Source organism: Azospirillum sp. VT-I1 (assembly GCF_055698305.1).
On record NZ_CP168802.1, the window covers coordinates 992,872 to 1,016,253 of the forward strand.

The window sequence follows — 23,382 nt, forward strand, 5'->3', positions numbered from 1 at the left end:
GCTTACCCGGCGGTGACCTGATCGCGCAGCACGCGCTTCGTCACCTTGCCGTTGGCATTGCGCGGCAGCGCATCGCCCAACAGGGTCACATAGTCGGGCACCTTGTAGTCGGCGAGGTTGGCCCGGCAGAAATCGCGCACGTCCTCTTCGGTCAGGCTGCCGGACTTGGAGATGACGAAGACGTGGATCTTCTCGCCCAGCACCGGATCGGGATGGGCGACCACCGCCGCCTCCACCACGTCGGCATGGCGGACCAGAAGGTTTTCGACCTCCACACTATAGATCTTGTGGCCGCCGCGGTTGATGACGTCGTTCTTGCGGTCGTAGAGCCGCAGATAGCCCTGCGCATCCAGCGCCCCGATGTCGCCCGACCGCCAATAGCCGTCGACGACGCTGTCGCGGGTGGCGTCGTCGCGGTTCCAATAGCCGCGGATGGTCATCGGCCCGCGGATCCACACCTCCCCGCTCACCCCCGGCGGGCATTCACGGCCCTGCTCGTCGACGATCCGCAGGTCGCCGCAGGGCACGCACATGCCGACCGAATCCAGGCAGGCGCGGGTGTGGCCGATGGGAACCACGCTGATGATGGTGGCGCATTCGGTGGAGCCATAGGCATTCAGCAGATGCAGGTCGGGCAGCCGCTCCGCCATCGCCTCCACCGTCGCTTCCGGCATCGGCGCGCCGCCGAAGCCGCCGATCCGCCAGGACGACAAATCGTAACGGCTGAAGTCGGCGCGCAGCAGGCAGAGATTGTACATCGCCGGGACCAGCACGGTGGTGGTCATGCGCTCCCGGCTCGCCAGTTCCAGGAAGCCGGCGACGTCGAAGGCCGGCATCATCACCGTGCAGCCGGCGACCCGGATCATCGCCATCACCACCGCGACCAGCCCGGTGACGTGCGAGGCCGGAACCGCAAGCACCGCCCGCTCCCCTTCGCGATAGTCCCAGCATTCCTCGAAATGCATGGCGGAGTGGATGATGTTCACATGGGCCAGCAGCGCGCCCTTCGGCTTCCCCGTGGTCCCGGAGGTGTAGAGGATGACGGCGGTGTCCTCCTCCCCCTGCTCCGCCATCGGGCTTGGCGGGGCGGCGTCACTCTCCAGCAGATCCTCGAACGGCCGGCAGCCCTCCACCGCGCCGCCGGCCGACAGCCGCAGGGCCAGTGACGGCACCTCCGCCGCGTCGGGCATGCGGTCGGTGAGTGCCGCGTCATGGACCAGGATGGAGGCGCCGCAGTCGTTCAGGATACCGGCGATGCCGGGCCGCTGTTCGCGCGCGCTGATCGGCACCGCGACGACGCCCGCCCGCGCCGCCGCCAGCAGCGCGATCAGGAACTCCGCCCGGTTGCTCAGCACCAGGGCCATGCGCGCGCCCGGCTTGGCGCCTCCCGCCATCAGCCCGGCGGCGGCGCGCGTCACCAACCCGTCCAGTTGCGCATAGCTGTAGCGCCGCTCGCCATCCACCAGCGCCTCGCCGTCGGGCCGGCGGGACACGGCCTCGCGGAACATGGCGTCGATGGTCGCCGGACGCTCGCTGTAGCATGGTACGAGACGCGTGCCGAAAAGCAGCTCGCGCCGTTTGGGAACGCCCGTTCCTTCCGGCCAGGCCATGCCCGTCCTCCCTGACGATTTCGTTGGATTTCATGAACGGGGCAATGCCGCAGCAGCGGAACTCCGCGCATGAACCGGCACTGCCCTTGTCGATCTCCGTCAGACTATGTCATTCTATGAACTGAGTGTCAAACAGCGGCACAGTCCGCGACATCAACAAAATGCCCGCACCCGTCCCGACACGGGCGGACCCAAGCGGCCCGCGGCACTCGACACCCCCTTCGCACAAGGAAATGCAGGCAATCGCCGCCTGCCGACCGGGAGGACATCCATGTCGACACCCCATTACGTGACCATCGGACAGGGGCAGTTGCGCGTCTGGCGCAGCGGGTTCGGTCCCGACCTGCTGGTGCTACCCGGCCTGATCGCCGCCGCCTCCACCCGCGCCGACCAGTTGGCCCGCGACCTGCCGGGCTGGACCGTCACCGCGCTCGATCTGCCGGGAACAGGCGGGTCGAGCGGCGCGTGGGTGGAGGACATCGCCGGCTTGGCCCGATCATCGCGGAAGCGGCCAGCGCGTTGGGCCTTCCCCCTGTCCGCTGCTCGCCTTCGACCTTGCGGCACCGCTGGCCGTCGCACTGCAGGGCCTCGAAGCGGGCTGGCAACCCGACACCGTCCTGCTGGCCGATACGGCAGCGGCGGAAGGCTGGGCGGAGCGCGGCCTGACACCCGCCCCGCTGGCCCCGCGCGACGACGGCACCCACTTGGCCGTGCTGTGGGCGCATCTGCGCGATGCCCATGTGCTGGAGCCGCGCGCCCCCCGCCATCCGGCCGCACAGGGCGCCCCTCTGCCCGACGCTGCCGCCCTGGACGCGATGCTGCGCACCGCCTCGGCAGCGCCGCGCCGTTATGAAGCGCTGTGGAGCCTGTGCCTCGATGCCATGATAGGGGCCACCGACCGGGCGGGCGTCGTTCGTATCGGCGATGTCGAGGCGGCAGCCGAAACACTGTCGGCCATGGCGTCCAGCCGGCCCGATGCCCAACCCTTGCCGCCGACGCAGCCGTTCGCCGATCCGTTGCGGGTCTGGCACGATTATGCCGACACGCCGCAGGGCCGTGTCCATCTGCGACGGGCCGGGCGCGGCCGGCCGCTGCTGGCCCTGCAATCGGCTCCCGGCTCCTCGAAGCCGCTGCTGCCGCTGCTGCACGGGCTGGCGCCGGGATGGGAGGTCATCGCCCCCGACTATCTCGGCAACGGAGAGTCCGACAAGCCCGACCGCGCGGTCGATATCGGCATGTTGGCCGAGGACGCGCTGGCGGTCGCCGATGCGCTCGGCCTCGACCGCTTCGACCTGTGGGGCACCCACACCGGCGCGCTGGTGGCGCTGGAACTGACGGTCCGTCATCCCGACCGCGTCGGCCGCGCGGTGCTGGAGGCGCCGGTGCTGATCCCGCCCGACTTCAGCGCCGACATCCTGACCAACTACTTCCCGCCGCTGGTTGCCGACCGCTGGGGGCTGCATCTGCTCCAGGCCTGGAACATGCGGCGCGACATGTTCCTGTTCTGGCCGTGGTACAGGCAGGAACGCGCCGCCGCCCGCGCCATCGGCGTTCCCGACGCCGCGGTGCTGCATGACTGGACCATGGGCCTGCTGTCGAGCGGCGCGCATTACGACCGTTCCTACCGCGCCGCCTTCCACTATGACACCCGCGCCCGCCTTCCGCGCCTGACCCGGCCGGCGCTGATCTGCGCCGGGCCTGCCGACATGCTGGTGGAAGGGTTGGCGGAGGCGAAGCAATTGGCGCCGGCAGGGACGGAGGTCACGCCGACCCCGGCCACCGTCTGGTATCCCGGCCAAGCGGCGGATGCCGTGGAGGCGACCATCGCCCGTTACGCCGCCTTCCTGCGCGGTGACTCCGCCGCCGATTCGCACCGCGTGGCATAGGATGACACAGCGGCGTCCTTACCCCCGAGCACCGACTGGGCGCGGGCCGCCCGGTGCAGCGGCGGGGCCGACAGCGAATAGAGGTTGGACGAGATCTCCCGCACCGCGCCGCGCATGTCGTCCAGGAAGTTGGGCTGGCCGTTGCGGACGATGTGGGGGGTCAGGCCGGTCAGGCTGACCGCCGCGATCAGCCGCCCGTCCGGGTCGAACAGCGGCATGGCGATGGCGGCCAGCCCCTCGATCACGTCATCGACCGCCATCGACCAGCCGCGCTCCCGCACCTCCTCCAGCTCCTTCGCCAGTTGGCGGGGATCGGTGGTGGTGTGGGGGGTGAGGCGGGTGGTGCCGCGCGCCAGCACGCGCTCCACCTCCGCCTCCGGCAGATAGGCCAGCAGCACGCGCGGTGCCGCGCCGCAATTCATCGGCAGCTGCCCGCCGACGATCCACCAACGCACCTCGACCGAGCGGTCGCTGTGGAACTGGTCCAGGCACACGGCCGACCCATCGTGATAGACCGACAGGAACACGGTGCTGCCGGTGGTTTTCGCCAGCCGCGACAGGATGGTGGAGGCGATCTGGCGCAGGTCGCGGCGCTCCGGCACCGCCCCGGCCAGCTTCAGGATCTCAAGCCCCAGGCTGTATTTCTGGCTCTGCGCGTCGAAGGCGGCGAAGCCGTCCTGCACCAGCGTCAGCAGGATGCGCCGCGCCGTCCCCTTGTCGAGCTTCGCGGCACTCGCGACCTCCGTCAGGGTCAGCGTCGGCCCTTCCAGATAGAAGCTGCGCAGCACGGCCAGAGCGCGCGACACGGCGCGAACGCTGAGACCGTTCTTTTCCGCGCCCTGGTTGTCGTCCTGTTCGGTGTCCATACGTTCAAGCCCCTTATGGATGTCGCGTGCCCCGATGCCAGGCGGAAGCCCCGGTGTCCGGCACAGCCGATGGATGGCGGCGCGGTCGCGCTGATCCCGTCACAGGTGCAGTGCGCCGGTAGCATTGAAGGCGCCCGCAAGGTTGCGCAACCCCTTTCCGCATCCCTGACGCAGTCCGCCGTTCGTGTCAAACAGTGACACCATTTTTGCCTGTTGACACTGCGGAGCGCAAATGGTTTCCTTAGCGAACAAACAGAACAAGCGCGCCGCCATCGCCCCGGCAGATGGCCGGCGCCCCATGCTCCGGCCCGCCGCACTCTCCCGACATCCTTCTTCCGATTTCATGAGAGCGGCCGCCGGCACCCTGCACGAGGGGAGGACAATGCAAACCATCGCCCTGGGTGCGTTCACGGTCACGCGGATCGAGGAAATGCTGACGCCGGGTTTCGACCCCGGCTTCCTGTTTCCCGCCTATGACGAGGCGATCCTGACCCGGAACCCCGATCTGGCCGAACCGAACTTCCTCGACCCGGCATCAAAGCGCCTGATGTCGAGCATGCACAGCTGGCTGATCCGCACCGACCGCCATGTGATCCTGGTCGATACCGGCTGCGGCAACCACAAGGAACGCCACACGCCGGGCTTCGAGCGCTTCCACATGCTCGACAAGCCCTATCTGCGCCATCTCGCCGAGGCCGGCGTGCGGCCGGAGGATGTGACGCTGGTCATCAACACCCACCTGCACATCGACCATGTCGGCTGGAACACCCAGCTGGTCGACGGGCGCTGGGTCCCGACCTTCCCGAACGCGCGCTACATCTACGGCGCGCAGGAATTCAAGCATTGGCGCAGCCCCGACGGCGGTCTGGTCGGCATGCCCGGCAATGGCCCGGTGATGGAGGACAGCGTCATGCCGGTGTGGGAGGCCGGTCAGGTCGACCTGATTGAGGACGGCGACCGCATCCTCGACGGGCTGTCGGTTGAACTGGCGCCCGGCCACACCGCGGGGCAGATGTTCGTCCGCTTGGAGTCCGGCCACCACGCCGCCTACTTCACCGGCGATTGCCTGCACCAGCCGATGCAGGTGTGCCGCCCGGACTGGAACAGCCGCTTCTGCGAGGACCAGGAGCAGGCGGTGGCGACCCGCCGCCGGCTGCTGGACCATGCCGCCGACCGCAACGCGCTGGTGTTCCCTGCCCATTTCGGCGCTCCCCACACCGGCTACGTGCGCCGCACCGGCGAAGATTTCCGGTTCGAGCCGCTGACAGACGCCGCCTGACCTTACCCGAGAGGGACATTCCATGAGCATCGCCGCCCTCGAAGGCACGGCCACCCTGCTTGACGCCCTGCGCGCCGCACTCGGCGCCGACGGCCTGCTGGATGACCAGAAGAGCCGCGACTTCTACGCCAACGACGTGTTCTGGCAGCCGGGCATTCCGCCGCTCGCCATCGCCTTGCCGCGCGACCGCGATCAGGTCGCCGCCGCCATCCGCGCCGCCCATGACGCCGGCGTGGCGGTGGTGCCGCGCGGCGGCGGCATGTCCTACACCAAGGGCTATCTGCCCAAGCGGCCGGATTCGGTCGTCATCGACAGCCGTCGGCTGAACCGCATCATCGAGCTGAACACCGACAGCCTCTATGTGACGGTTGAGACCGGATGCACCTGGGCCGCGCTGAACGAGGCGCTGGAGGGCACCGGCCTGCGCACCGGCTATTGGGGGCCGCTGTCGGGCATCAACGCCACAATCGGCGGCGCCCTGTCGCAGAACAGCGCCTTCTTCGGCTCCGCCCTGCACGGCACCGTGGCGGAAAGCGTGCTGGGCGTCACCGTGGTTCTGGCCGACGGGCGCGTCGTCACCACCGGATCGGGCGGGCGCGTCGGGACCAAGCCCTTCACCCGCTCCGGCGGCCCCGACCTGACCGGCCTGTTCCTGGGCGACAACGGCGCCATGGGCTTCAAGGTGGCGGCGACGCTGCGGCTGCACCGCCGGCCGGAGCACAGCGACTTCCTGTCCTTCGGCTTCGCCACCATGCAGGCGATGGCCGCCGCGCAGGTGGAGATGGCGCGGGCGCGCTGCGTGTCGGAAGGCTTCGGCATCGACCGCACGAAGGTCGAGCATTCGGCCAGCGTCAACAAGCTGTCGGACGGGCTGAAGACCCTGGGCAATGTGGCGAAGGCCGGCAAGTCGCTGTTCCAGGGCGCCAAGGAGGCGCTGAGCGTCGCCACCGCCGGCACCGCCTTCCTCAAGGACCACAACTTCACCCTCCATCTGGTGGTGGAGGGACGCAGCGAAACCCAGCTGCGCGAAGCCATGCAGACGGTGCGCGAGATCGGCGCCCGCCACGGCAAGGAGATCGAGAACAGCGTGCCGAAGGTCATGCGCTCCAAGCCCTTCGGGCCGGTGCGCGGCATGCTGGGGCGCGAGGGCCAGCGCTGGGTCCCGATCCACGCCATCTTCCCGCTGGGCGACGCCGACCGTGTGGTCGCCGCCAACGACGCCTTCTTCGCGGAGAAGCGCGGCTTCATGGAACAGCACGGCATCATCTATTCGGTGATGACCATGACGGTCGGCAACGACTTCTTCCTGGAGCCGGCCTTCTACTGGAACGACGAGATCACGCCGCTGCACGCCGCCAGCCTGGGCGACGAGGTGGTGAAGCCCTGGCGCGACCGCCCGGCCAACCCGGCCGCGCGCAACGCCGTGGCCGAACTGCGCCGTGCGACGCAGGAGCTGTACTGCAGCCTGGGCGGCGTCAGCTGGCAGGTCGCCCGCGATTATCCGTTCCGCGAGATCATGACACCCGAAACCTGGTCGCTGCTGGAGGGCGTCAAACGCGCCGTCGATCCGCAGGGGCTGATGAATCCCGGCTCCCTCGGCCTCGATCGCTGACGGACGGGAGCGGAGACATCCACGCCATGGGCTACACCATCACCGAGAAGATCCTGGCACGCGCGGCGGGGCTGCCCGCGGTCCGCGCCGGACAGGACATCAAGGCGAAGCCGGACTTCGTGCTGGCCTACGACTTCCCCGGCTACACCGACGTCTATTTCAAGACGATGAAGGAGGATTTCGGCATCGAGCGGGTGGCCGAGCCGGAACGCTTCGGCATCTTCATCGACCACATGGTGCCGACCGCCACCGCCAAGGAGGAGGAGCTTCACATCAACACGCGCAACTGGTGCGCGGAGAACGATGTGCCGCTGTTCGAACGCCACGGCATCGGCCATCAGGTGGCGGCGGAGGTCGGCTATGCGACGCCGGGCGCCTTCGTTGTTCATTTCGACGGCCATGTCAGCCAGCTCGGCACCTTCGGCACGCTCGCCATCGGGCTGCGCCGCAATGTGATGGAAGCCTTCGTCAGCGACACCGTGTCGATCCGCGTGCCGGACACCGTGCGGGTGAACCTGCGCGGCAGTTTGCGCCCCGGCGTGATGGCGCGCGACGTCTTCCACCATCTGGTGCGCCGGCTGGGGCCGAGTTCCTGCCGCTTCCAGGTGCTGGAACTCGGCGGACCGTCGGTGGCGGCGATGTCGACGGAGGGTCTGCAGACCATTACCGGTTTGGCGATGTTCACCGGCGCCCTGACCGCCATCGTCAATCCCGATCCGGTGCGGCTCGACTACGCCCTGCCGCGTGCCCGGAAGAAACTCGACCCGGTGTCGAGCGATCCGGACGCGCACTATTCGGCCGTCCACGACATCGACCTGTCGGACCTGGAGCCCATCGTCGTCGCCCCGCCGACCCCGGCCGACACGCGTGATCTGACCGAGTTCCTCGGGCTGGAGATCAATGCCGGCTATCTCGGCTCCTGCGCGTCCGGCCGGCTGGAGGATCTGCGCGCGGCGGCCAAGGTGCTGGAAGGCCGTCGGGTCAAGACCGGCGTCTCTCTCCACATCGTGCCGACCAGCCAGGAGCTGATGGCGGCGGCGGCGCGCGAAGGGTTGGTCTCCACGCTGGTGGAGGCCGGGGCCTTCGTCTCCTCCCCCAGCTGCGATTACTGCTTCGGCCGCATCGCGACGATGACGGCGGGCCAGCGCGCGGTCTCCACCGGCACGCTGAACGTTCGCGGCCGGATGGGCAGCCCGGATTCGGAAATCTACCTCTGCAACGCCGCGGTGGTCGCCGCCTCCGCCATTGAGGGCCGGATCGCCGATCCGCGCCCCTACCTGTGAGGGCCGCCATGACAATGCCGATCATGCGGGGCCGCGTCGCCTTCATCTTCGACGAGATCAACTTCGACGTTGACCAGATCGTCGGCGTCAAGAACATCAAGATCACCGACGTGGCCGAGCTGGCGCAGCTCGCCATGCAGAGCTACGACCCGGACTTCGCCAAGTCGGTGCGGCCGGGCGACCTGCTGGTCGGTGCGGACAATTTCGGCTACGGCCACCCGCATTACCCGCCAATGAAGGCGATGCGCCATCTCGGCATCGCCGGGGTGATCTCGGAATCCTTCTCCCCCGGCTATTGGCGCGGCGAGGTCAGCATGGGCTTCCCGCAGGTGAGCTGCCCCGGGATCCTCGGCTTCGTCCGGCGCTGGGACGAGATCGAGGTGGATTGGGCGGCCGGCGTGGTCCGCAACCACAGCCAAGGCACTGAAATTCCATTCGAGCCGCTGCCGCAGGCGGATGCCGAGATGATCGAGGCCGGCGGCCTCGTCCCCTTCCTGAAGCGGCAGGCGGCCCAGCAACGCGAACAAAAGGATCATGCGCATGTCCCGGGGCTCTGAATTCCGCAACCGCGTGCTGGCGCAGAAGACCGTCTGGTCGGCCGGCGCCTATGACGCCCTGTCCGCCCGCTTCATCGAGGCGGCCGGCTTCGACGCGCTGATGACCTCGGGCTTCGGCGTCTCCGCCTCCTTCCTCGGCCAGCCGGATGCCGAGCTGTACACCATGTCGGAAAACCTGACGGTGGTCCGCAACGTGGTGTCGGCGGTCAACGTTCCGGTCATCGCCGACATCGACACCGGATACGGCAACGCCATCAACGTGATGCGCACCATCCGCGAGTTCGAGGCGTCGGGCGTCTCCGCCGTCATCATGGAGGATCAGGTTGCGCCCAAGCGCTGCCCGATCTGCGTCGGCGGGGTCGAGGTGATCCCGATGGACGAGGGCGTCGCCAAGATCCAGGCGGCGGTGGAGGCCCGGCGCGATCCCAACATGCTGATCATCGCCCGCACCGACGTGGTCGATCCGGCCGCCGCCATGGAACGCGGGCGCGCCTATGTCGCGGCCGGCGCCGACATGATCCAGCCGATCAGCAAGTGCTTCAAGGACATCGACGGACTGCGCGCCATGCGCGAGGCCGTCGGCGTGCCGCTGTCGCTGCAGCTGCTCGGCTGGCTGGAGACGCTGTCGGCGGACGAGGTGGAGGAGGTTGCCGGCATGGCGACCTACGCGCTGGTGCCGCTGATGACCGTCGCCTCGGCGCTGAAGGAGAATCTGGCGGCGCTGGCGGAACGCCGCTCCACCAAGGGCCTGCCGCGCCCGGTCACCGGCCACAACGACTTCATCGACTTCATCGGCTTCCCGCAGATCGAGGAGCTGCAGAAGCGCTACCTGAAGACCGCCTGACCATCCCTTGCCGGCGCGCACCACCCGCCGGACCCAAAGGCGATCCAAAAGTCGGCCAAGCAAAAGACGACCAATCCACGGAGGAACCCCATGTTCGGTAGGCGCACTCTCCTTGCCGCCGCGGCGGCCCTGGCCCTGACCATCCCCGTCGCCGGCACGTCCGCCCAGGCGCAGCAGCCCCCGGTCCGCATCGCCCTGATCGGCCCGATGAGCGGCACCGGCGCCTTCGAAGGCCAGCTTGGCCTGGAAGGCGCGCAGGCGATGGTCGCGGTCATCAACGCCAACGGCGGCGTTGCCGGCGGCCGCAAGCTGGAACTGCTGACCTACGACGACAAGGGCTCCCCCGAGGACGGCGTCAGCGCCGCCAAGCGGGCGATGGAGCAGGACAACGTCGACATGATCGTCGGCGGCTGGTTCAGCGCCGTCGCCCTGTCGATGAAGGAGGTGACGCGCGACAAGATCATCACCGTCATGACCAGCTCGCAGCACCCGAAGGTGACGGAGGAGGGGCACAAGTACCTGTTCCGCCTGAACGCCACCTCGGCGATGATGTCGGAGTTCTATTCCAAGGCGATCTGCGAGCGCATCAAGCCCAAGTCCATCGCCTTCATGAACGTCAACGACGATTGGGGCCGTCTGGAGCTGGACAACTATACCAAGCTGCTGACCGGCTGCGGCATCGAGGTGAAGGGGCACGAGTTCTACAACCGCACCGACACGGACTTCACCACCGCCCTGACCAAGCTGAAGTCGCTGAACGCCGACGCGATCTACGTCGCGGCGATCAACACCTCGCAGGGTGCCACCATCTACCGGCAGATCAAGCAGACCGGCTATCGCGGCAAGGTCATCGCGTCCGCCGGCAACATGAACCCGAAGCTGGTGGAGCTGTCCGGCAACTCGCTGGAGCAGGTCTATTCCGCCTCGCCCTTCACCGAGGACGGCGCCGCCCCGTCGCTGAAGCCGTGGCTGGAGCAGTACCGCAAGTCCTACAAGAACGAGCCGTCCTTCATCGCCGCCCTCGGCGCCCAGGCGGTGCAGACCCTGGCCTTCGGCGTCGATGCCGCCGGCGGCGATCCGCGCGCCTACGACAAGATCGCAGCCGCCCTGAAGTCGCAGGAAGTGCCGACGGTGATGGGGACCCTGCGCTTCTCCGACAAGGGCCAGGCGAGCCAGTCGATCCATCTGGTGCAGGTCCAGAAGAAGCAGATCGTCAGCGTCCGGGACTGAGGGGGAAGTCAAAAACCCTCTCCCGTCCCGGGAGAGGGAGGGGACCCACGAAGTGGGGAGGGTGAGGGGGCGACCGAGAATCCGGAACCGCATGGTTCCTTGGAACACCCCTCACCCTTCCCACCGCTTCGCGGCGGGCCCCTTCCCTCTCCCGGGGCGGGAGAGGGACATCGCCCCGGAGAGCCCCCGACAGGAAGAATCGACATGGATTTCACCGTCTTCGCCCAGCAGATCGCGAACGGCCTGGTCAACGGGATGGCCTATGTGCTCATCGCCACCGGGCTGACGCTGGTCTTCGGGGTGCTGCGCATCGTGAACTTCGCCCATGGCGAGTTCTATATGCTCGGCGCCTACATCACCTATTTCATCGGCACCCTGCTCGGGCTCGACTACATCGCGGCTGCGGCGATCTCGGCGGTGGTGGTGGCGGGGCTCGGCATCGCCGCCAACCGGCTGATCTTCTGGCCGCTGCGCCGCGACCATGAATTCACCATCCTGCTGTCCAGCCTGGGCCTCGCCCTGCTGATCGCAAACGGCGGCGAGCTGCTGTTCGGCGCCGATCCGAAATATGTCGAGAGCCCCTTCGCCGACGAGGTGCTGGACATCGGCACGGTGACGCTGACCCAGCAGCGCGTGCTGGTCTTCGCCGCCGCGGTGGTGGCGCTGATCGCGGTCTATCTGTTCATCCGCTATTCGCGCTTCGGCAAGATGATGCGGGCGACGGCGCAGAATCCGAACGGTGCGGCGCTGACCGGCATCAACATCAAGCTGGTCCACGCCTACACCTTCGCGCTGGCCTGCGGGCTGGCGGCGCTGTCGGGTGCGCTGGTCGGCCCCACCGTGATGATCTTCCCGACCATCGGCAACTGGGCGGTGCTGAAGGGCTTCATCGTCGTCATCATGGGCGGTCTGGGCAGCGTCACCGGTGCCCTGTTCGCCGGCCTGCTGCTGGGCGTCATCGAATCGCTGGGCGGCGGCTACATCTCCCTCGGCTTCATGGAGGCGATCGGCTACGCGATGATCATCGCGGTCCTGCTGTGGCGCCCCCACGGCCTGTTCAGCACGGCGCGGGGTCTGCGATGAACACCAACTCTCATGGGCATTCCCTGGCGATTGCCGGCGGAGTGGCGGCGCTGGCCGTCCTGCCCTTCCTGGCCGGCAACGCCTATCTGGAACATCTGCTGGTGCTGTGGATGCTGTATGCGCTGCTGGCGCTCAGCCTCAACATCGTCATCGGCTATCTCGGCGAACTCACCTTCGGCCATGCCGCCTTCGTCGGCGTCGGCGCCTACACCTCCGCCATCCTCAGCACGCAGTTCGGCCTGCCGCCGCTGCTGGGGCTGCCGCTGGCCGGGCTGGTGGCGGCGGCGTTCGGGCTGGTCATCGGCTATGCCGCCCTGCGGGTGGTCGGGCCGCAGTTCGCCATCCTGACGCTGGGCTTCGGCGCCATCCTGTTCACCATCACCAACCATTGGGTGGACCTGACACGCGGCCCGATGGGCATCACCGACATCCCGCCGATGGCGATCGGCCCGCTGGCCTTCGACAGCGCCCGCCCGACCTACTATCTCGTGCTGGCGCTGGTGCTGGCGACCGCCTGGCTCTGCCATGCGCTGGTCACCAGCCGCACCGGCCGCGCCTTCCTGGCGGTGCGCGAGAATGCGCCGCTCGCCGCCTCGCTCGGCATCAACGTCTTCCACACCAAGCTGCTGGGCTTCGTCGCCGCCACCGCCATCGCCGGCATCGGCGGTGCCATCTACGCCCACTACATCCGCGTCATCACCCCCGACATCATGGGCGTCCACAATGTCGCCGCCCTCATCATCGTCGTCATCATCGGCGGGCGCGGCACCATCCTGGGGCCGATCCTGGGGGCGCTGGTCTATATCGGCCTGCTGGAATCGCTGCGCGTCGCCGGTCCGCTGCGCATGGTCATCTTCGCGGCTCTGCTCACCGGCACCGTCGTCTTCCTGCCGGGCGGGCTGGTCAGCCTATGGCAGCGCTGGCGCAATGCCCACAAGTCGGAAAACACCCGGCCGGCCACCCCCACCGGCCTGCCGAGCGCCGAAGGAGGTGCGAAATGAACCCCGGGGCTCAAGAGATCCTGTCCGTCAGCAACCTGACCCGCATCTTCGGCGGGCTGACCGCGGTACGCGACGTCACCATGTCGGTGCAGGCGGGCGAGGTGGTCGGGCTGATCGGGCCGAACGGTGCCGGCAAGACGACGCTGTTCAACATGCTGGGCGGCTCGCTGCCACCGTCGTCGGGCAGCGTCCGCTTCGACGGCACCGACTGCACCGGCGCGCCGTCGCACGTCATGGGCCAGCGCGGCGTGTCGCGCACCTTCCAGATCACCAGCCTGTTCCCCAGCCTGACCGCGCTCGACAATGTGCGCAGCGCAGCCTACCGCACCACGCGGGCCGGCTGGGGCGCGTCGCTCCTGCGCAACGCCGCCTACCGCCGGGAGGAGGAGGAGCTTCGGCGCAAGGCGCTGGAGATCCTCGCCTTCTGCGATCTCGACCACCGCGCCGACACGCTGGCCGACGGCATGTCCTACGGCGAACAGCGCCGGCTGGAGATCGCCATCGCGCTGGCCGCCGAACCGCGCCTTCTCCTGCTCGACGAGCCCGCCGCCGGCATGAATCCGGAGGAGGGCCAGCGGCTGGTGGAGATGATCCGCCGCATCCGCGCCCGCGGCGTCACCGTGCTGTTGGTGGAGCATCACATGCGCGTGGTCGCGAGCGTCTGCGACCGGCTGGTGGTGCTGGACCATGGGGTGAAGATCGCCGAAGGGCCGCCGGCCCAGGTGCTGAACGACCCTGAAGTGATCCGCGTGTATCTGGGACGGGAGCCGGTCGATGCTTAAGGTCGAAGGTCTGAAGGTCAGCTACGGCCACCGCGAGGCGGTCCACAACGTCTCCCTGACCGTGGAGGAGGGGGAACTGGTCACGCTGGTCGGCTCCAACGGCGCCGGCAAGACGACGACGCTGAAGGCGATCTCCGCCCTGCTGCGGCCGAGCGGCGGAACCATCACCTTCGACGGCGAGCGCATCGACCGCATGGCCCCGCACCAGGTGATCGAGCGCGGGCTGGTCCATGTGCCGGAAGGCCGCCAGCTTTTCCCCGACATGACGGTGCTGGAGCATCTGGAGCTGGGCGCCCTGCGCGGCCGGCCCGGCAGCATGGGCTTCGCCGAGCGGCTGCGCTGGGTCTACGAGCTGTTCCCCATCCTGGCCGAACGCCGCACCCAGCGGGCCGGCACCATGAGCGGCGGGCAGCAGCAGCTTGTCGCCTTCGGCCGCGGCCTGATGGCCAACCCGAAATGCCTGATGCTGGACGAACCGACGCTGGGTCTGGCACCGATCATCGTCGACACGCTGGCCGACACGATCAAAAGCCTGCACAAGTCCGGCATCACCGTCCTGCTGGTCGAACAGCGGGTCGATCTGGCGCTGCGGCTGGCCGACCGCGCCTATGTGCTGGAGACCGGCAGGGTGGTGATGGAGGATGCGGCCCAGACCCTGCTGGCCGACCCGCGCATCAAGACCGCCTATCTGGGGCTGTAGGGGCATGGCCGTCAGCGATGTCCTGGAGCGGGCGCGCGCCATCGTCGGGCCGGCGCATGTGCTGTCGGACCCGGCCGACACCGCGCCCTTCCTGGCGGACTGGCGCGGCCGTTACCGGGGAGGCGCTGGGCGTCGTCCGCCCGGCCGACGCGGTACAGGTGGCGGCCCTCGTCCGGCTCTGTGCCGACACCGCCACGCCGCTGGTTCCCCAGGGCGGCAACACCGGCGTGGTCGGCGGCGCCATTCCCGACGCCTCCGGCCGCAGCCTCTTGCTCTGCCTGTCGCGTCTGAACCGCATCCGCGCGGTCGATTCCATCGGCGACAGCCTGACGGTGGAGGCCGGCTGCACGCTGGCCGCGGTGCAGGCCGCCGCCGAAGAGGCCGGCCGGCTGTTCCCGATGAGCCTGGGCAGCGAAGGCAGCTGCCAGATCGGCGGCACCATCGCCACCAATGCCGGCGGCACCGCCGTCCTGCGCTACGGCCCGATGCGCGACCTCGTGCTGGGGCTGGAGGTGGTGCTGCCCGACGGCACCGTGTGGAACGGCCTGCGCGCCTTGCGCAAGGACAACACCGGCTATGCCCTGAAGCACCTCTTCATCGGTGCCGAAGGGACGCTCGGCATCGTCACCGCGGCGACGCTGAAACTGTTCCCGCGCCCGCGCAGCACCGCCACGGCCTTCCTCGCCCTGCCCTCGCTGGAGGCCGCTCTGCGGGTGTTCGCCCGCCTGCGCGGCACGCTGGGCGACCGGGTGACCACCGCGGAAATCCTGTCGGAGGCGCAGCTCGCCGCCGTGCTGGCCCATGTGCCGGGAACCGTCCGCCCGCTCGGCACCGCCATGCCCTGGTATCTGCTGGCCGAAGTCACCGATCCGATGGCCGGCCTGGATCTCGCCACGGCGCTGGAGGATCTGCTGGCCGAAGGGCTGGAGGACGGCAGCGTCGCCGACGCGACCATCGCTCGCAGCCATGTCCAGGCGGCGTCCCTGTGGAAGCTGCGCCATGGCGTGTCGGAGGCCAACCGCAAGAGCGGCATCGTCATCGGCCACGACACGGCGGTGCCGGTCGCCCGCATCCCCGACTTCGTCGCCCGTGCTACCGCCGCCGTGGAGGCGCTGCGGCCCGATGCCCGCGTGGTGGCGGTCGGCCATATCGGCGACGGCAACATCCATCTGGTCGTCATCCTGCCGGACAGCGCCAGGACGGAACGCCAACCGCTGGAGGCCACCGCCCATGCGGTCAGCGCTGCCGTCCACCGCGTCGCCATCGAGCTCGACGGCACGATCAGCGCCGAACACGGCATTGGACAGAGCGTGCGCGACGCGCTCGCCGCCTTCAAGGGACCGGCGGAGATGGCGTTGATGCGCGGCATCAAGCGGCTGTTCGACCCGCAGGGCATCATGAACCCGGGCAAGGTCGTCGCCACCGACGAACCCTAATCCAGGACGGTAGCGATCAGGACGGCAACCCGATGCTCGGCCCGACGCGGCGGATGAGTTCGACCACGGACGGGTTCAGCGTGTGAAAGGCGGCAAGAAAGTCGTCGCAGCGATAGGAGGGCGCCGCTTCCTTGATCCGCCGGGCATATCCCCCGGCCTCCTCCCGCCGGTCGGCGAGCGCGTTGGAGAAGGCGGCGATGGCCTGGATGTGGACATGGGCGTTCGGCCGTCGCGCCGCCCGGTCGCCCCACAGCGCCGCCTGGACATGCTCCTTCAAATTCAGGCAGGCGAGCGCCCGCGCGCCGAGCATCCCGAACAGCAGCGGGTCGAACGGGCTCAGCCGCTGCGCGACGTCGGCGGCACCCAGTGCCGCCCGCGCGTCGCCGCCCTGGGCCTGGACGAAGGCCAGGGAGTAATGGCCGAGCGCGAAATTGGGGTTGAGGCCAACCGCAAGGCTCAGCTCCTCCACCGCGTCGTCCTGCCTCCCAAGCAACCACAGCGCGCGGCCCAGCGCCAGATGGCCGGTCGGATCGCGCTCGTCCAGGCCGACGCTCCGCTCGGCGAGGCGGTAGGCCTGTTCGGCCTCGATCGCGCGCTGTCCGGTGCGATGCAGGAAAGCGTCCTGGAAATGGGTGAAGGACAGGCCAGCATGCAGCCGGGCGCTCAGCGGGTCGGTCCGCAGTGCCAGTTTGAAATAGCCGCGCGCCGTCTCGTTGTCGTCGCGGGTGAATCGGTACATGTGCCACAGGCCGCGATGATAGGCGCTCCAGCCATCCAGCGAGGCCGGCGTGACCGCCAGGGCGCGCCGCATCTCGGCCGCCTCGATCTCGTCGTCGAGAGCGGCGGCGATGCGCGTGGCAAGCTCGTCCTGAAGCTCGAACATATCGTTCAGGCGCCGGTCGTAGAGGTCGCTCCACATCACCGCACCGGTTTCGGCTTCCACCAGTTCGACGGTCAGGCGAAGCCTATGCCCGTCGGTGCGGATGGCCCCGCTGGCCAGATAGCGCACGCCAAGCGCCCGGCCTACCGTGCGCGGGTCGATCTGGGTGCCGCGAAAGCGGAAGGACGAACCGCGGGCAATGACGAACAGCGAGCGCAGCCGCGAAAGCCGCACCAGCACGTCGGCGGCGACCCCATCGGCGAAGCCGCCGCCTTCGGACGGTCCGCCGATGGCGCCGAAGGGCAGGACCGCCAGCGACGGCCGGTCCGGCAGCATCGGCCTGCTTGACCGGGAGAGGTCGGGCAGCAGCCCAACCGGCCTGTCCGCCGGGGATGCGGCGGCGGAGCGGTCGCGGATGCCGTGCAGCAGTTCGACCGTCTCCTCCTCCGGTTCGGCGTCGAGGCAACGGCGCACCGCCTCGGCGCAGATGCGGTATTGGCGCACCGCGTCTGACCGCCGGCCGCCCTGCGCATGCAGCCGCATCAGCGCGCGGTGCGCCTCCTCGCAGGCAGGATCGAGCGCCAGCCAGCGCTCGGCCGTGGCGGCGACGCCCTCCCAATCCTCCTCCGCCTCGCACACTGCCGTGAGGCGCGCGAAGATTCCGGCGGCCAGGCGGGCGAAGCGGGCGCGCTCACCGGCCAGCCAGTCGTCGAAGCCGTCGGTGCAGGCCTCCGCATCGGGCAGCAGCGGGCCTGCGCACAGCGCGGCGGCGGTGCGCAGGCCGTCCACCGTACCGTCCCGCGCCAACCGCTCCACCATCACGCCGTCGACGCATTCGGGCGGCAGTGCCAGGGACACCTCGTTCCGGTCCGTGCGGATCAGGTCGAAGCCCGCCTGTTCGCCGAGGCGCCGCAGTTCCATCAGGCACTGGCGCAGGCTGTGCAGTGCCCGCCGCTCATCGCACTCCCCCCACAGCAGCCCGGCCAGCCGCTCGCGGGACATCGGCCGCGGGGCGTTCAGCGCGACGCAGGCGAGCAGCAATTGCGCATTCCGTCCACGCAAGGAGAGCGCATGCCCGCCGGCATCGGCGAGCGAGAAGCCGCCCAGCAGCCTGAGTGTCGGCCCGCCCATGCCGCACCAAAACGGAGGTTGCCCAACGCACCGATCATAGCAGGCGGCACAAAACTTGTCCGGCACGCGTCGGCCCAGGGGGCTACCCCTGAAGGACGGGTCGGCATTTTGACCTTCGCTTGACGCGCGGGCTGACGATCGGACGACGCTCGATTGACGCGGCACGCCCATCCTCCCGGCCGAAGCCCGCCGCAACCGGGCGCAATCCCGATCCAAGGAGGACCATATGGATGACCTGATCGCCACCGCTTCCGCCATCCAGCCGCACAACGAGCGGGCCGCCGCCGTATGGAGTTCGGGCGGCCGGGATTACGAGGAGATCATCCGCGGCGTCTATGACGGCATCGACGCCGCCGTCGCCGCACTCGCACCCCAGCCGGGCGAACGCATCCTCGACGTCGCGACCGGCACCGGCATCACGGCCCGCGCCTGCGCCCGGCGAGGCGCGCGGGTCACGGGCATCGACATCGCCGCCGGACTGCTCGACGCCGCGCGCTCGCTTTCCGAGGGACTTTCGGTCGACTATAGGCTGGGCGATGCCGAGGCGCTGCCCTGCGCCGACGCCAGCTTCGACGCGGTGGTATCGACCTTCGGCGTCATGTTCGCCGCCAAGCCGGAGGCGGCGGCACAGGAACTCGCCCGCGTCTGCCGGCCCGGCGGTCGGCTGGCACTGACCACCTGGACGCCCGACGGCGCCATCGCCGAGATGTTCTCGCTGATGCGCCCGTACATGGCGGCGCCCCCGGCGGTGTCGCCCTTCGCCTGGGGCCGCCGCGAGCGGCTGGAGGAACTGCTCGGCGGCGCCTTCGAGCTGACGGTCACCACGCTGACCAGCCATTACGTCGAGACCGGCGGCGAAGCGGCCTGGAACACCTTCGTGACCGGCTACGGCCCGACCCGGACCCTGGCTGCCAGCCTCGACGAGGAACGGCGCGCCGCCCTGAAGCGGGACTTCGTCGCCTTCCACGAGCGCTTCCGCGAGGGCGAAGGCATCCACGTCCCGCGCACCTTCCAACTCACACTCGGCCGGCGGCGGTAGCTCCTTCCAACTCGGGACAGGGCGGCCTCAGCCGTAATGCTCGAAGCCGCCCTGGGCGACGCTGGCCTTCCAATAGGCGACCACCGAACAGGCGTCTGCCGGAAGGCGAAGCGTCTGGCGGACATGGCCGCGGATGCGCTGGGCGGTGCCATGCTCCGTCCCGCTCCACACCGCCAGTCCCGGCGTTCCGGCCGGTGCCGCCGCCATCACCGCCTCCGTCAGGGGCGAGGGGCCCGGCGCCGACCGGCGGTCCCGGTGGAACCATGTGACGGAGGCGGCGGCCGGCGAGGCCAGTTCCTGCTCTTCGCCCGGTCCCGGCACCTCGACGAACACGTCGGCCGAGGCATCAGCCGGAAGGTTTTCCAGCAGATGGGCGATGGCCGGCAGCGCCGCATGGTCGCCGGCCACCACATAGCGGCTGGCCGGCTTCATCGCGATCCCGCCGGAGACCGAGATCCCCACCTTCTCCCCCGGCCGGGCGCGGGCGGCCCATCCCGACGCCACCCCGGCACCGTGCAGCACGAAATTCACCTCCAGCGTCCCCGCCGCCGCATCGAAGCGCCGCACCGAATAGATGCGCAGCGGAGACCCCACCCCTTCCGCCGTGGGAACCACCATGCCGATATGCGGCGCCAGGACGCCCGGCTTCAGCGTGAACCCCTCCAGCGCCTGACCGCCAAGGACGATGCGGCGCATGCGCGGCGTCAGGGTGGAGACGGCGACCACCTCCACCCACCGAAGATCACAGGGATACTTGCTGCTCAAGACAGGCCACTCCGCAAGCCGGTCCACTCCGCACCGGCACCGATGGTGGCGCATGCTAAATAAGAATGCGACTTGTTCGCAATAGTGCTTTGCCCTATAGGAGGTGATTGTCACGAGGGGTGCCGGAACCGCGCGATTTGCGGCCAGAAAGTCGATCGATGCCGTTTCATCCGAGAATGCAGAGCCATACCGAAGGGATCACCATTCTCGGCGACCTGCAATGGCGCGCCTGGAACGGGATGATCGCCGACATCTGGACAGTGGCCTGCGACCGGAACGCCGGCGGCGAATATGTGTCGGAGGCCCCCCGTCTCGTCGTGGTGCTCGACCAGCTCGGCGACGGCGCCCTTCATGTCATGGACTCCCCGACCGCGGCAAGTCCCACCGCGTCAGCCGGCGCCAGCCGATGAGCTTCGTCCCGGCCGGCCTCAAGGTCTGGTCGCGCGCCGAGAGCCTCCGCCGCCTCACCCACCTGGACCTGCATTTCGACATGTCCGTGCTGGAAGGCCGCTTCACCGACGGGCTGGACATCGCGGAGATGGACCGGCCGCGGCTGAACTTCTCCGACGACCGGCTATTCTCGCTGGCCCGGCTGATCGCGGCGGAATGCCGGTCGTCGGGCGCCCTGCACGACCTCTACGGCGAAAGCCTGATGGCTGCCCTGTTCATCGGCCTCGTCCAGACCGAGCCGGCAACCGACCGCAAGCGCGGCCAGCTGCCGCCGCGCCAGTTGCGGCGCGTCATCGACTTCATCGAGGAGCATTGCAGCCGGCCGATCCGCCTGCAGGAGCTGGCCGACCTCACCGGCCTGTCACCCGCCCATTTCTGCTCCGCCTTCAAGGCGTCGACCGGCGTGCCGCCGCACAAATGGCAGATGCGGGTGCGGGTGGAGCGCGCCAAGGCGCTGCTGACCACCTCGGACGTGACGCTGGCGGCGGCGGCGGCGATGGCGGGATTCTCCGATCAGGCGCATCTGACCCGCGTCTTCCGCCAGATCGTCGGGTCCACGCCCGCCGCGTGGCTGCGCGACCAGTCGGCCTGATCCGATGCCGAACCCGGTCATCGTGCCGCAACGGCGAAGAATGTCGAAAGATCGTCCAACCCGTCCAAAGACGGTTCAATCCGGGCCTTCGTGCATATGCTAATCATTCGCAACAACAGCTCCACTTTCGGACAGGATGGTCCGGTGGCGCTTCGCGGGTGGTGCAGACAGTCCGAGGCCGATTGCGATGGTTCCTTTTTCGATCAAGCGGATGACCCGATTCCTCCTGAACGGCACGGCGCTCGCCGCCCTGCTGATGCCGGCCTTGGCGCAGGCGCAGACGCAGGCCCAGGGTGACACGAGCGCGCCCGCCATCCTCGGTCCGGTGACCGTGGAGGGCAGCAGGGCCGCCGAAACGGCGACCAGCCCGGTCAAGGGCTACGTGCCCGCCCGCTCCGCCACCGGGTCCAAGACCGACACGCCGCTGGAGGAAATCCCGCAATCGGTGTCGGTGATCGGCCGCGAGGAGATGGACGACCGCGGCGCCCAGAAGGTGGACGAGGCGCTGCGCTACACCCCCGGCGTCTACGGCCAGCCCTTCGGCCCGGACAGCGACACCAACTGGGTCTTCATCCGCGGCTTCCAGGCGACGCAGTCCGGCGTCTACCAGGACGGTCTGCAGCTCTACGCCTACGGCTTCGGCGGCCAGTTCGTCGACAGCTACAACCTGGAGCGGATCGAGGTGCTGCGCGGCGCCTCCTCCGTGCTCTACGGCGGCAGCAACCCCGGCGGCCTGCTGAACTACGTCACCAAGCGGCCGGGCGACACGCCCGTGCGCAAGGTCGAGGTCGGCATCAACCAGCACGGCACCGCCCATCTCGGCCTGGATGTCGGCGGGGCAATCGATCCGACGCTGAGCTACCGGCTGACCGGCCGCATCGCCGGCGGCGACACCTACACCGACTTCGCGGACGGCTTCCGCGGCACCGTCTCGCCCAGCTTCAAATGGTCGCCGAACGACGCCAACAGCCTGACGGTCCTGACCAACTACACCGACATCGACGAGACGCACAATGGCGGCGCCTTCCTGCCCTATGTCGGCACGGTGGTGGACGCGCCCTTCGGCCGGATCGACCGCAAGGCCAACTTCACCGAACCCGGCATCGACACCTACCGCCGCCGCCAGGCCTCCATCGGCTACGAGTTCGAACACCGCTTCGACAATGACCTGATCTTCCGCCAGAACGCGCGCTACAATTACAGCAAGGTCCACGAGGTCTCGGTCTATCCCTTCGGCTACGGCGGCTTCTCGGCGACGCCGACCGACCCGAACAACCTGCTGTCGCGCATCAATTTCGAGCACACGACCAGGGTCAACAGCGTCCTGATCGACAACCAGCTTGAAGGCCGGCTGCGCACCGGCCCGGTCGAACACACGGCACTGGCCGGCGTCGACTACAAGTATTTCTCCATGGATCAGGTGCAGGCGTCGGGGTCGGCCACGACGATCAGCGCCACCAGCCCGGTCTATGGCGCACCCCAGGGCCAGCGCTTCTCCTACATCGACCAGGAGCTGACGATGCGTCAGCTCGGCGTCTACCTGCAGGACCAGATGCGCTTCGGCCAGGGCTTCCTGGTGACGCTGAGCGGCCGCTACGACATCGCCTCCACCGACGCGGACGGCACGCCCGCCTATGACGGCAAGACCGGCAAGTTCAGCGGCCGCGCCGGTCTGGCCTATGAGTTCGCCAACGGCCTGACCCCCTATGTCAGCGCCTCCACCTTCTTCAACCCGGTGCTGGGTTCCTCGGCCGCCGTCGGCGTCTTCAAGCCGGAAAGCGGCCGCCAGTACGAGGTCGGCGTCAAGTACCGCCCGACCTGGATGGACGCGCTCTTCACCGCGGCCCTGTTCGACCTGACCCGCACCAACGTGGTGACCGGCGCCTTCAACGCCGAGACCCAGCTGGGCGAGGTCAACTCCCGCGGCGTGGAGCTGGAGGCCAAGGCCAACATCACCCCCGGCCTGAAGGCCACCGCCTCCTTCACGGCGCTCGACCTCGACATCAAGAAGGACGCCAACCCGGCCCTGATCGGCAAGACGCCCTATATCGTGCCGCAGGTCCAGGGCTCTGCCTTCCTCGACTACACCTTCCGCGAAAGCGTGCTGAACGGGGTGTCGGTCGGCGGCGGCGTGCGCTATGTCGGGTCGTCCTGGGCCGACAACGAGAACACGCTGAAGGTCCCGGCAGCGACCGTCTTCGATGCGCGCGTCGGCTACAAGCGCGACAACTGGGGCGCCAACCTGTCGGTCACCAACCTGCTGGACAAGAAATACGTCGCCAGCTGCCAGACCCAGTATTCCTGCGGCTATGCCGAGGGGCGGACCGCCCTGCTGACCCTCAACATGACATGGTAG

At 68.9% G+C, this 23,382-nt stretch carries 21 protein-coding genes; 16 read left to right on the plus strand and 5 right to left on the minus strand.

What is annotated here, in order from left to right; translation table 11 throughout:
* Positions 1–2 precede the first annotated feature (2 nt).
* Together AB8P05_RS18450 and AB8P05_RS18455 are read right to left on the minus strand one after the other, a co-directional pair.
* Entirely contained in the window at positions 3–1,610 is a 1,608-nt protein-coding gene (locus tag AB8P05_RS18450; RefSeq protein WP_472759705.1) for a class I adenylate-forming enzyme family protein, read from the minus strand.
* Between the two features lie 285 nt (positions 1,611–1,895).
* Positions 1,896–2,090 carry a hypothetical protein gene (locus AB8P05_RS18455; protein WP_472759706.1) on the minus strand — a complete coding sequence of 65 codons (195 nt, stop codon included), beginning with the start codon at positions 2,088–2,090 and terminating at the stop codon, positions 1,896–1,898.
* A gap of 230 nt (positions 2,091–2,320) precedes the next feature.
* Between AB8P05_RS18455 and AB8P05_RS18460 the strand changes: the two genes are divergently transcribed.
* A complete protein-coding gene (locus tag AB8P05_RS18460; RefSeq protein ID WP_472760130.1) occupies positions 2,321–3,496 on the plus strand; it encodes an alpha/beta fold hydrolase in 1,176 nt (391 codons plus the stop codon).
* On the opposite strand, the gene AB8P05_RS18465 is transcribed toward AB8P05_RS18460, so the two are convergent.
* Entirely contained in the window at positions 3,442–4,362 is a 921-nt protein-coding gene (locus tag AB8P05_RS18465; protein ID WP_472759707.1) for an IclR family transcriptional regulator, read from the minus strand. The genes AB8P05_RS18460 and AB8P05_RS18465 overlap by 55 nt on opposite strands.
* Positions 4,363–4,744: 382 nt before the next feature.
* On the opposite strand from AB8P05_RS18465, the gene AB8P05_RS18470 reads away from it, so the two are divergent.
* From AB8P05_RS18470 to AB8P05_RS18520, 11 genes are all read left to right on the plus strand, one after another.
* Positions 4,745–5,641, plus strand: a complete 897-nt coding sequence (locus AB8P05_RS18470; protein ID WP_455173873.1) for an MBL fold metallo-hydrolase — start codon at positions 4,745–4,747, stop codon at positions 5,639–5,641.
* 22 nt (positions 5,642–5,663) lie between these two features.
* Positions 5,664–7,253, plus strand: coding sequence for an FAD-binding oxidoreductase (locus AB8P05_RS18475; protein ID WP_472759708.1), 1,590 nt, complete (start codon positions 5,664–5,666; stop codon positions 7,251–7,253).
* Positions 7,254–7,279: 26 nt separating this feature from the next.
* Positions 7,280–8,536, plus strand: a complete 1,257-nt coding sequence (locus AB8P05_RS18480) for a 3-isopropylmalate dehydratase large subunit (protein WP_472759709.1) — start codon at positions 7,280–7,282, stop codon at positions 8,534–8,536.
* Positions 8,537–8,544: 8 nt separating this feature from the next.
* Positions 8,545–9,093, plus strand: coding sequence for a 3-isopropylmalate dehydratase small subunit (locus tag AB8P05_RS18485; protein ID WP_472759710.1), 549 nt, complete (start codon positions 8,545–8,547; stop codon positions 9,091–9,093).
* Complete coding sequence (locus AB8P05_RS18490; protein ID WP_472759711.1) at positions 9,077–9,937, plus strand: isocitrate lyase/PEP mutase family protein; 861 nt, start codon at positions 9,077–9,079, stop codon at positions 9,935–9,937. Before AB8P05_RS18485 ends, AB8P05_RS18490 begins: the two co-directional genes overlap by 17 nt.
* A 90-nt stretch (positions 9,938–10,027) precedes the next feature.
* Complete coding sequence (locus AB8P05_RS18495) at positions 10,028–11,167, plus strand: ABC transporter substrate-binding protein (RefSeq protein WP_472759712.1); 1,140 nt, start codon at positions 10,028–10,030, stop codon at positions 11,165–11,167.
* 204 nt (positions 11,168–11,371) lie between these two features.
* Positions 11,372–12,250 (plus strand): branched-chain amino acid ABC transporter permease, encoded by an 879-nt coding sequence (locus AB8P05_RS18500; protein ID WP_472759713.1) that lies wholly within the window; start codon positions 11,372–11,374, stop codon positions 12,248–12,250.
* Positions 12,247–13,251, plus strand: a complete 1,005-nt coding sequence (locus AB8P05_RS18505) for a branched-chain amino acid ABC transporter permease (RefSeq protein WP_472759714.1) — start codon at positions 12,247–12,249, stop codon at positions 13,249–13,251. Before AB8P05_RS18500 ends, AB8P05_RS18505 begins: the two co-directional genes overlap by 4 nt.
* Positions 13,248–14,033: an ABC transporter ATP-binding protein gene (locus tag AB8P05_RS18510; protein WP_472759715.1), complete on the plus strand. Its 786-nt coding sequence runs from the start codon at positions 13,248–13,250 to the stop codon at positions 14,031–14,033. Before AB8P05_RS18505 ends, AB8P05_RS18510 begins: the two co-directional genes overlap by 4 nt.
* Complete coding sequence (locus AB8P05_RS18515; protein WP_149224188.1) at positions 14,026–14,733, plus strand: ABC transporter ATP-binding protein; 708 nt, start codon at positions 14,026–14,028, stop codon at positions 14,731–14,733. Before AB8P05_RS18510 ends, AB8P05_RS18515 begins: the two co-directional genes overlap by 8 nt.
* Positions 14,734–14,891: 158 nt before the next feature.
* Complete coding sequence (locus AB8P05_RS18520; protein ID WP_472759716.1) at positions 14,892–16,169, plus strand: FAD-binding oxidoreductase; 1,278 nt, start codon at positions 14,892–14,894, stop codon at positions 16,167–16,169.
* A gap of 16 nt (positions 16,170–16,185) precedes the next feature.
* Here the strand turns inward: AB8P05_RS18520 and AB8P05_RS18525 are convergent, their stop codons facing one another.
* A complete protein-coding gene (locus tag AB8P05_RS18525) occupies positions 16,186–18,180 on the minus strand; it encodes a BTAD domain-containing putative transcriptional regulator (RefSeq protein ID WP_472759717.1) in 1,995 nt (664 codons plus the stop codon).
* A 226-nt stretch (positions 18,181–18,406) separates the two neighbouring features.
* Here AB8P05_RS18525 and AB8P05_RS18530 point away from each other — a divergent pair, with 226 nt between their 5' ends.
* Positions 18,407–19,219 carry a class I SAM-dependent methyltransferase gene (locus AB8P05_RS18530; protein WP_472759718.1) on the plus strand — a complete coding sequence of 271 codons (813 nt, stop codon included), beginning with the start codon at positions 18,407–18,409 and terminating at the stop codon, positions 19,217–19,219.
* A gap of 27 nt (positions 19,220–19,246) precedes the next feature.
* Here AB8P05_RS18530 and AB8P05_RS18535 read toward each other — a convergent pair whose 3' ends face one another.
* A complete protein-coding gene (locus AB8P05_RS18535; protein WP_472759719.1) occupies positions 19,247–19,984 on the minus strand; it encodes a siderophore-interacting protein in 738 nt (245 codons plus the stop codon).
* Between the two features lie 158 nt (positions 19,985–20,142).
* Here AB8P05_RS18535 and AB8P05_RS18540 point away from each other — a divergent pair, with 158 nt between their 5' ends.
* The 3 genes from AB8P05_RS18540 to AB8P05_RS18550 all read left to right on the plus strand — a co-directional run bounded on the left by AB8P05_RS18540 (position 20,143) and on the right by AB8P05_RS18550 (position 23,382).
* On the plus strand, positions 20,143–20,394 hold the full coding sequence (locus AB8P05_RS18540) for a hypothetical protein (protein ID WP_472759720.1): 252 nt from the start codon (positions 20,143–20,145) through the stop codon (positions 20,392–20,394).
* Positions 20,391–21,026, plus strand: coding sequence for a helix-turn-helix domain-containing protein (locus AB8P05_RS18545; RefSeq protein WP_472759721.1), 636 nt, complete (start codon positions 20,391–20,393; stop codon positions 21,024–21,026). The genes AB8P05_RS18540 and AB8P05_RS18545 overlap by 4 nt, the downstream gene beginning before the upstream one ends.
* A gap of 211 nt (positions 21,027–21,237) precedes the next feature.
* Entirely contained in the window at positions 21,238–23,382 is a 2,145-nt protein-coding gene (locus tag AB8P05_RS18550; RefSeq protein WP_472759722.1) for a TonB-dependent siderophore receptor, read from the plus strand.

Coding starts and splice junctions, on each gene's coding strand:
- AB8P05_RS18530 (WP_472759718.1), top strand. CDS start 18,407: ATGGATGACCTGATCGCCACCGCTTCCGCCATCCAGCCGCACAACGAG.
- AB8P05_RS18470 (WP_455173873.1), top strand. CDS start 4,745: ATGCAAACCATCGCCCTGGGTGCGTTCACGGTCACGCGGATCGAGGAA.
- AB8P05_RS18505 (WP_472759714.1), top strand. CDS start 12,247: ATGAACACCAACTCTCATGGGCATTCCCTGGCGATTGCCGGCGGAGTG.
- AB8P05_RS18450 (WP_472759705.1), bottom strand. CDS start 1,610: ATGGCCTGGCCGGAAGGAACGGGCGTTCCCAAACGGCGCGAGCTGCTT.
- AB8P05_RS18550 (WP_472759722.1), top strand. CDS start 21,238: ATGACCCGATTCCTCCTGAACGGCACGGCGCTCGCCGCCCTGCTGATG.
- AB8P05_RS18525 (WP_472759717.1), bottom strand. CDS start 18,180: ATGGGCGGGCCGACACTCAGGCTGCTGGGCGGCTTCTCGCTCGCCGAT.
- AB8P05_RS18485 (WP_472759710.1), top strand. CDS start 8,545: ATGACAATGCCGATCATGCGGGGCCGCGTCGCCTTCATCTTCGACGAG.
- AB8P05_RS18515 (WP_149224188.1), top strand. CDS start 14,026: ATGCTTAAGGTCGAAGGTCTGAAGGTCAGCTACGGCCACCGCGAGGCG.
- AB8P05_RS18545 (WP_472759721.1), top strand. CDS start 20,391: ATGAGCTTCGTCCCGGCCGGCCTCAAGGTCTGGTCGCGCGCCGAGAGC.
- AB8P05_RS18510 (WP_472759715.1), top strand. CDS start 13,248: ATGAACCCCGGGGCTCAAGAGATCCTGTCCGTCAGCAACCTGACCCGC.
- AB8P05_RS18455 (WP_472759706.1), bottom strand. CDS start 2,090: ATGTCCTCCACCCACGCGCCGCTCGACCCGCCTGTTCCCGGCAGATCG.
- AB8P05_RS18500 (WP_472759713.1), top strand. CDS start 11,372: ATGGATTTCACCGTCTTCGCCCAGCAGATCGCGAACGGCCTGGTCAAC.
- AB8P05_RS18475 (WP_472759708.1), top strand. CDS start 5,664: ATGAGCATCGCCGCCCTCGAAGGCACGGCCACCCTGCTTGACGCCCTG.
- AB8P05_RS18495 (WP_472759712.1), top strand. CDS start 10,028: ATGTTCGGTAGGCGCACTCTCCTTGCCGCCGCGGCGGCCCTGGCCCTG.
- AB8P05_RS18540 (WP_472759720.1), top strand. CDS start 20,143: ATGCCGTTTCATCCGAGAATGCAGAGCCATACCGAAGGGATCACCATT.
- AB8P05_RS18480 (WP_472759709.1), top strand. CDS start 7,280: ATGGGCTACACCATCACCGAGAAGATCCTGGCACGCGCGGCGGGGCTG.
- AB8P05_RS18465 (WP_472759707.1), bottom strand. CDS start 4,362: ATGGACACCGAACAGGACGACAACCAGGGCGCGGAAAAGAACGGTCTC.
- AB8P05_RS18490 (WP_472759711.1), top strand. CDS start 9,077: ATGTCCCGGGGCTCTGAATTCCGCAACCGCGTGCTGGCGCAGAAGACC.